Origin of the sequence: Arthrobacter sp. MYb221 (genome assembly GCF_002979835.1) — a bacterium.
Lineage (GTDB): Bacteria > Actinomycetota > Actinomycetes > Actinomycetales > Micrococcaceae > Glutamicibacter.
This window is the reverse complement of record NZ_PCPW01000021.1, coordinates 26,249-34,139: the sequence shown is the minus strand read 5'-3', so window position 1 is coordinate 34,139 and position 7,891 is coordinate 26,249. Positions and strand designations below refer to the sequence as shown.

Genomic DNA, 7,891 nt, shown 5'->3' with positions numbered 1-7,891 from the left:
GCCTGCGCGGTATGGTTCTCCGAAGCGATCATCTCCAGACCACGCTGCTGACGAGCGAGCTCGGCATCGATCCGCTGGGCAACCTCAGGATCGAGCTGCGCCAGGGACTGAGTCAATGATGCAGGGGCTAGGGATTCAAAAGTCTTGTTGCTCATTACTCGACGTTTCCACCGTTCGCGCTGGCGTAGTCTGCTGCCGAAAGCAGCGGACCTTCGGACTCAACTTCAACGGTGAACAGCCAGCCGTTGCCGTATGGATCTTCGTTCAGGATTGCAGGGTTATCTGCAGCTTCCTGGTTGATCTCGACGATGGTGCCGGTCACTGGCGAGTACAGGTCGGAAACCGACTTCGTGGACTCGACTTCGCCACAGGTCTCGCCCGCGGTGACGGTGTCGCCAACTTCTGGCAGGTCAACGTAGACCACGTCACCCAGTGCGTCGGCGGCGATCTGGGTGATACCGATCTTGGCTGGCGATGCTGCATCGATCCACTCGTGCTCGGCCGAGTAGCGCAACGATGAAAGAACTTTACTCACGATAATTCCTCTCCCAAGGGAAATGGTGGGCGTCTTACGAACGCCCGCTTAGGTTAAACGTTACTTTGCTCGGGTGTAGAACGGCAGTTCTACGACCACAAATGGCAATGTCTTGCCACGAAGGTCGACATCTAGCTCGGTTCCCACTTCACTAAATTCAACATCTACGTATCCTAGTGCTACCGGATAGCCCAAGGTCGGCGATGGCTGGCCGGAGGTGATCTCACCTATGGCCGCCCCATCCTTGACGATGGCGTATCCGCCACGGCCGGCGCGCTTGCCCAGACCTTTCAGGCCCACCAGCTTGCGTGGCGGTGTCTGTCCGCGCAGTACCTCCAGCGCTTCGCGACCGACAAAGTTCTCGGTCTTCTTGAAGGACACCACCGGAGCGAAGCCGGCGTCAAAGGGGGTGCGCTCGACGGAAAGCTCGTTGCCGTAGAGCGGCATGCCGGCTTCCAGACGCAGCGAGTCACGCGAAGCCAGCCCGCAGGGGACCAGTTCGTGGCCGGTGCCGGCTGCGACGGTCTTGTCCCAGATGGCGGTGGCGTCTTCGTTGGCGATGATCAGCTCGAAGCCGTCCTCGCCGGTGTAGCCGGTGCGGGCCAGCAGCACGTCGATTCCGCCGAGAACCACTTCGATGGCCGCGTAGTACTTCAGTTCCTGCACCGCGGCTGCGGTCTGCTCATCGGCCGCCAGCGATGCCACGATCGCCTCGGCGTTCGGGCCCTGTACGGCGATCAGCGAGGTACGTGCCGAGGCGTCATCCACCACGACGTCGAAACCTGCTGCGCGCTCGGCCAGTGCGGCCGCCACAACCGGCGCGTTGCCGGCGTTTGGCACGACCAGGAAGCGCTCTTCGCCGAGGCGGTAGACGATCAAGTCGTCAAGGATCTTGCCCGCTTCGTTGAGGATCAGCGAGTACTTCGCCTTGCCGACCTTCATGATGGACAGGTTGCCGGCCAGCGCGGTGTTCAACGCCTCGCCGGCCTGGGGACCGGTGAGCCATACCTCGCCCATGTGGGACAGGTCGAACAGGCCCGCGGTGGAACGCACGGCCTTGTGCTCGGCAAGTTCCGAACCATACTTCAGCGGCATATCCCAGCCGCCGAAGTCGGTGAACGAAGCGCCAAGCTCGGCATGCTTGCCGTGCAGCGCGGTGTGCTTGATATCGGTGCTTGTCTCAGTCATCGCGATGTCCTAGTCTTCGAAGGCTTCAGGAGCTGGGCAGGAGCAGATCAGGTTTCGGTCACCGGCTGCGCCGTCGATGCGCCCGGTGGCCGGGAAGTACTTGTCGCGCTTGAGGCTGGCTACCGGGAAGGCGGCCTGCTCGACGCTGTACTTGCGGTCCCAATTGCTGGAGATCAGCGCGGTGGCGCTGTGCGGTGCGTTGCGCAGCGGCGACTCTTCGATGGTGTAGACCCCGGACAGCACTTCCTGCATTTCCTGGTGGATGGTGATCATCGCTTCGATGAAGCGTTCGATTTCCGCCAGGTCCTCGGACTCGGTTGGCTCCACCATCAGGGTGCCGGAGACCGGGAAGGACAGCGTTGGTGCGTGGAATCCGAAGTCGATCAGGCGCTTGGCCACGTCTTCTGCGGTCACACCGGTTTTCGCGGTCAGTTCGCGGAGGTCCAGGATGCACTCGTGGGCCACCAGGGACTTGTTGCCGGTGAACAGGATCGGGAAGTACTCGTTCAGGCGCTTGGCAATGTAGTTTGCGTTCAGGATCGCGGTCTTGGTTGCTTCGGTCAGCCCGTCGCCACCCATCATCGCGATGTAGGCCCAGGAGATCGGCAGCACGCCGGCGGAGCCGAAAGCGGTGGACACTACCGGCACACCGTCGCGTTCGGTGTAGCTGCCCGAAGCGTCGCCGGGCAGGAATGGCACCAGGTGCTCGGCGACAGCGACCGGGCCGACACCCGGTCCGCCACCGCCGTGCGGGATGCAGAAGGTCTTGTGCAGGTTCAGGTGGCTGACGTCGCCGCCGAACTGGCCCGGCTGCGCGAGGCCCACCAGGGCGTTCATGTTCGCGCCGTCGATGTAGACCTGGCCGCCCGCGGCGTGGATCTTGTCACAGACCTCGCGCACGTCGGCGTCGTAGACCCCGTGGGTGGATGGGTAGGTGATCATGATGGCCGACAGGACGTCCTTGTTGGCCTCGATCTTGGCATCCAGGTCGTTTGCGTCGATGGTGCCGTCCGCTGCGGTCTTCACCACGACGACCTTCATCCCTGCCAGCACGGCCGAAGCCGCGTTGGTGCCGTGGGCCGAAGCCGGGATCAGGCAGACGTTGCGCTGGGATTCGCCGCGCGAGGCGTGGTAGCCGGAGATGGCAAGCAACCCGGAGTATTCGCCCTGCGAGCCGGCGTTGGGCTGGATCGAGATGCCGGCGTAACCGGTGATGGCGGTCAACCGGCCTTCGAGGTCGGTGATCAGTTCGCGCCAGCCGATGGACTGCTCGGCGGGAACGTAGGGGTGGATCGTGGCGAACTCCGGCCAGGTGATGGATTCCATCTCGGCGGCCGAGTTCAGCTTCATGGTGCATGAGCCCAGTGGGATCATGGTGCGGTCCAAGGCCAGGTCGCGGTCCGAGAGGCGACGGAGGTAGCGCATCATCTGGGTCTCGGAAGAGATGGTGTTGAAGATCGGGTGGGTCATGTAGGCGCTGCTGCGCACCTGCGCCTCGGGGATCTCGAAGCCCTCCGGTACGGACAGCTCAACTCCGAAGACCTCGGCCAGGGTGCGCACGATATCCGCGGTGGTTGCCTCATCGGTGGAGATGCCCACCTGGGTTTCGGAAACCTTGCGCAGGTTGATGCCGGCTTCGGCCGCCTTGGCGATGACCGCTTCCGCGTTCTCGACGTTGACCACAACGGTGTCGAAGAAGGAGTCGGACGCCAGGGTGAAGCCGCCGGAAACCAGCGAGCTGGCGATGACGCGAGCGTGGTTGTGCGCCCGGGCCGCGATCTGCTTCAGGCCCGCCGGGCCGTGGTAGACGCCATACATCGAGGCGCAAATGGCCAGCAGCGCCTGTGCGGTGCAGATGTTGGAGGTGGCCTTCTCGCGGCGGATGTGCTGCTCGCGAGTCTGCAGTGCCAGGCGGTAGGCTGGGGTGCCGGCGTCATCGGTGGAGACACCGACCAGGCGCCCGGGCATCGAGCGCTGCAGGCCCGCGCCGACGGCGAGGTAGGCAGCGTGCGGTCCGCCGAAGAACAGCGGCACCCCGAAGCGCTGGGTGTTGCCCACTGCGATATCCGCGCCCTGTTCACCGGGAGGGGTGATCATGGTCAGCGAGAGCAGGTCGGCGATGACAGTGACCATCGCGCCGGCGTCCTTGGCGGCGGCGATGATCTGCTTGTGGTCGGCAATCGAGCCGTCGTTGCCCGGCTGCTGGAGCACGACACCCGAGATGTCGCCTTCCGGCAGACCCTGGGAGAGGTCAACAACTTCGATTTCGAAGCCGAGCGCGTCGGCGCGGCCTTCGATGACCTTGATGGTCTGCGGGAAGATGTTCGAGTCCAGCACGGTCTTGCCGCTGGCCTTCTTCTTATTCGAACGGCGCATCATCAGCACGGCTTCGGCCGCCGATGAGGACTCATCGAGCATCGAGGCGTTGGCGATGGGCAGGCCGGTCAGGTCCATGACCATGGTCTGGAAGTTCAGCAGCGCTTCGAGGCGGCCCTGGGAGATTTCTGGCTGGTACGGGGTGTAGGCGGTGTACCAGGCCGGGTTTTCCACGATGTTGCGGCGAATCACCGCTGGCGTGAAGGTGTCGTAGAAGCCCTGGCCGATCATCTGGGTCTTCATCACGTTCTTGGATGCCAGGTTGCGCAGGTGAGCCAACGCTTCGGTTTCGCTCAGGGCAGCAGGAAGATCCAATGCCGCACCCTGGCGGATGTCGGCCGGAACTGCGGTGTCGATCAGCTCGTCGAGGCTGGAGTAACCCAGCGTCTGGAGCATGTGGTTTGCATCGGCCGGACGTGGGCCAATGTGGCGGGACACGAATTCGCTACTCGTTGATGCCGAGGTCTGCGTAATAGTCATGGTGCAGTTATCTCCAGGGGGATCTGTCTTGGCGCATGCCAAAGGAAGGTCTCTGTCCCTCCCCATCCCTGTTGCATAACCTGAGAGTTTTACGCATCCGACCTACAAAGCCGGGCGCTTGCACCTTCGGTGAACCGGAACGGGCCGGTTTCTTTCCAGAGTTGCCTCGTGATGGCGGTACGGGGGCCTGAGAGTTTCCTGGGGAGGAATTGCTCCTACGGCGCCCATCCATGGTGTGAACGGGTCTCTCCCGCCATCCGTCGAAGGCTGTGCCGTGGATCTGATGATCCAAAACACATCACCATCTTACCTGCACCGCATGCTTCTATCCAAGACCGGCGGCTCGGTTCGATTCACAAATTAACTTGCACTGGAGCCTTGAGCGAGTTTTACATAGGCGGGATATCTCGCTGGCAAGGAGTCTCCCGAGGACGTGCCCGTCAGCCGGCGCTTGATCCAGGGTCCCAAATGCTCCTTCACCCAGCCCATATCCTCGCGTAATCTCTCGCCACGGGAGTTGACCGGCAGCTGCGGCAACCCCGGAAGATTGATCTGCCCGGCCCATTCGGGCTCAACGATGCCGTGCCTGCCGAGCAGTTCGAGCACCTTGCGCGCCATCAATGCGTGGCCGAATTCGTTCATATGCAGCCGGTCCCCCGCCCAATAGCGCAGGTCCGAGAATTCCCGCCAGCGCCAGTAGTCGGCCACCAGCGCACCATGGGTGTCAGCGATTTCGCGGATCTTCTCGTTGTAGATGGCGGTCCGCGGACGGGTCTTGTTGAATAGCGGGGAATCCACGGTGTCGAACCCGGTGAACAGCACCACGGTGCTGCCGGACTCGGCAAATCGGCGGACCATCCCGTCATAACCGCGCATGAGCGCGTCCAGATCGGCGCTGGGGCGCAGAATGTCGTTGCCCCCGGCATAGATGGTCACCAGATCGGGTTCCAACGCCAGCCCGGCGTCGAGCTGCTGGTTGATGACCTGGGAGATCTTCTTGCCGCGAATGGCAAGGTTCGCGTATTCCCAGTCGCCCTGGGTGCCCAGCACCTCGGCCACCCGGTCGGCCCAACCGCGCACCCGGTTAGGGCGCACCATGCTGATATCTCCGACACCTTCGGTGAAGGAATCCCCTAATGCAAGGAATTTCATTTCGCTCCCTTGGCCAAGATGAGCTGGCGGGCCAGCTGGCTCAGGCGCACGCCGGTCGAGATATCCTTTTCTCCTTCATTGCGCGAAGGGATGTAGCCGAAGCCCAGCTGGTAGGCCGGGTCGGCGAAGGCCAGCGACGAATTCGCCCCGTCATGCCCATAGGCGAAGATCGAGCCGTAGTCCTTGCGCGCGGTGGGCTTCATGAAACCGACGGCGAAGGCCTGCAACTGACCGTTGGTGCGGTCCGGTCCGTAGACGAGTTCGGTGGAAACCTCGGCCCAGGTATCTGCGCTGAGCAGCCCCTCGGTGGCGCCGAGCTCCGGCACCGCGCCGAAGGACGCGGCGTAGATCCCGGCGAGCGCCTGGGCGTTGGCCACCGCGCCCATGGAGGCCGGACCCAGCTGCCGGACCTGTGGCGAGTTCGCCAGTTCGTGCCAGTTGTACACCGGTCCGGATTCCAGGGCGAAGCCCGAGGTGGAGTTGACCGAGAGCCCGGACGGCGAGAACGGGTCCATGAAGGCAGGTGCGTCATCCAGCGCGGGCAGCACGTCGCGGTAGCGCGGTTCGAGTTCTGCGCCGTGGCCGATGAAGGCGTCGACTCCCAGCGGCTTGCGGATGCGCTGTTCGTAGACTTCTTTGAGTTCCTGGCCGGTGACCCGACGTACCAGTTCTTCCATGAGTACGCCCATGGTGATGGCGTGGTAGCCGACGATATTCTGTCCCTGCGGCCAGATGCTCGGCATCGAGGCCAGCACCTTGGCGTATTCGGCCGAGTTGAGCAGAACCTCGCTTGGAACTCCCCCGGGGACGCCGAGCACGCCGGCTTGGTGGCTGAGTACTTCGCCCAGGGTCAGGCGCTGCTTGCCGCCGCTGGCGAATTCGGGCCAGTAGGTTCCGATCGGCTTGGCCGGATCGAGCAAGCCGTCCTGAATCAGCATCGCGATGACCAGCGCCCCCAGGCCCTTGGTGCAGGAGAAGACGCAGGTCACCGCGTCGCCGGCGAGATGATCGCCGACCGCGTGGCTGAGCACCAGCTGCCCGCGGTGATAAATCGCGAGCTGGGCCGAATAGCCCTCTTCTTCCGCCGCTCGGGCGTCAAGCGCTTCGGCGAGGGGCGCGAAATCTTCTGTAATGACCGAATCCATGAAAATCCTTAAAGTGCTTGCTGCTTGTCAACTAACACTAGTGCGAAAGGGGAAAAAGCTAGGCGTGGCTCTCGATTGTTTCCTGGCGGAAACGCAATTTCCAGCCCCGTTCCGTCTGCTGCCACCATGAGGAGCAGACCAAAACCTGCGAGCCTTCCGGACTCATCCGATAGGCGATCAGCACCAGCTTGGAATCCAGCGGACGCGCGGTGAGCAGCTGCACCGGACCGGTGGCCGGAAGCGCGCCGCCGGCGTCGAGGATCGAGCGCACGGTGGAGACATCCAGCAGCGAACCGTCACGGCAGACTTCCTGGTAGCTCGGGTGCAGAAAATCGCTGACCTCGGTGAAGTTCGCGCGCACCTGCGCGTCGAGCAGACCCTGCTCCAATTCGAAGACGGTGCTTGCCACGTCCACGGCTGGTTCGGCGGCGGCCTCAACCACCGGAGGCGGGGCTTGGCCCGGTTCGTTGCCAGCAATCGTGCCCGAGGAGCCGGTATAGCCGGGCCCGGCGTCCGGGTCCTTCCCGCTTTGATGTGCGGTGGCGGCGGCTCGGGCCCGGTCATCGGCTTCCTCGTTGAGTTCGTGGCCGGCATGGCCCTTGACCCATTCAAAGGTGTATTTGCGTCCAACGATCACCGCGTCTAGTTCTCGCAGAATGTCCTGGTTGAGCACCGGCTTGCCGTCGGACTTCTTCCAGCCCTTTTTCTTCCATCCCGGCATCCACTTGGTGATGCAGTTGATGGCGTACTGGGAATCGCACAGGATTTTCAGTTCGGTTTCAGGTTCTTTGGCCGTGGCGCGAAAGAGCTCGAGCACGGCTTGAAGCTCGCCCATGTTGTTGGTTCCGTGGTCCCAGCCCCCGGCTCCCCAGTTTTCGTGGTCGATATACCAGGCCCAACCGGCAGGTCCAGGGTTACCGAGTGCAGAACCGTCAGCTGCCGCAATGATCGTCATATGAATAATCCTGCCATGTCCACCCCACAAGTGCAGATGACCAGGTGTGCCATGTTCGTT

6 protein-coding genes, 1 pseudogene and 1 riboswitch are annotated in these 7,891 nt (G+C 63.0%); all 7 genes and pseudogenes read right to left on the bottom strand.

The features are described 5' to 3' along the window. A pseudogene (locus CQ015_RS17915) lies at positions 1 to 155 on the bottom strand (serine hydroxymethyltransferase); the annotation flags it as partial. Next, on the bottom strand, positions 155 to 535 hold the full coding sequence (gene gcvH, locus CQ015_RS17910; RefSeq protein WP_096283236.1) for a glycine cleavage system protein GcvH: 381 nt from the start codon (positions 533 to 535) through the stop codon (positions 155 to 157). The pseudogene CQ015_RS17915 and the gene gcvH, both read right to left, overlap by 1 nt. A 60-nt stretch (positions 536 to 595) precedes the next feature. Further along, positions 596 to 1,723: a glycine cleavage system aminomethyltransferase GcvT gene (gene gcvT, locus CQ015_RS17905; RefSeq protein ID WP_105650788.1), complete on the bottom strand. Its 1,128-nt coding sequence runs from the start codon at positions 1,721 to 1,723 to the stop codon at positions 596 to 598. Positions 1,724 to 1,732: 9 nt separating this feature from the next. Then, a complete protein-coding gene (gene gcvP / locus CQ015_RS17900; protein WP_105650787.1) occupies positions 1,733 to 4,579 on the bottom strand; it encodes an aminomethyl-transferring glycine dehydrogenase in 2,847 nt (948 codons plus the stop codon). Positions 4,580 to 4,744: 165 nt separating this feature from the next. Further along, positions 4,745 to 4,842: riboswitch (glycine riboswitch) on the bottom strand. Positions 4,843 to 4,939: 97 nt separating this feature from the next. After that, positions 4,940 to 5,731: an SGNH/GDSL hydrolase family protein gene (locus CQ015_RS17895; RefSeq protein WP_096283233.1), complete on the bottom strand. Its 792-nt coding sequence runs from the start codon at positions 5,729 to 5,731 to the stop codon at positions 4,940 to 4,942. Then, complete coding sequence (locus tag CQ015_RS17890) at positions 5,728 to 6,876, bottom strand: serine hydrolase domain-containing protein (RefSeq protein WP_105650786.1); 1,149 nt, start codon at positions 6,874 to 6,876, stop codon at positions 5,728 to 5,730. Before CQ015_RS17890 ends, CQ015_RS17895 begins: the two co-directional genes overlap by 4 nt. A gap of 58 nt (positions 6,877 to 6,934) precedes the next feature. Beyond that, entirely contained in the window at positions 6,935 to 7,831 is an 897-nt protein-coding gene (locus CQ015_RS17885) for a ribonuclease HI family protein (RefSeq protein WP_105650785.1), read from the bottom strand. Positions 7,832 to 7,891 lie beyond the last annotated feature (60 nt).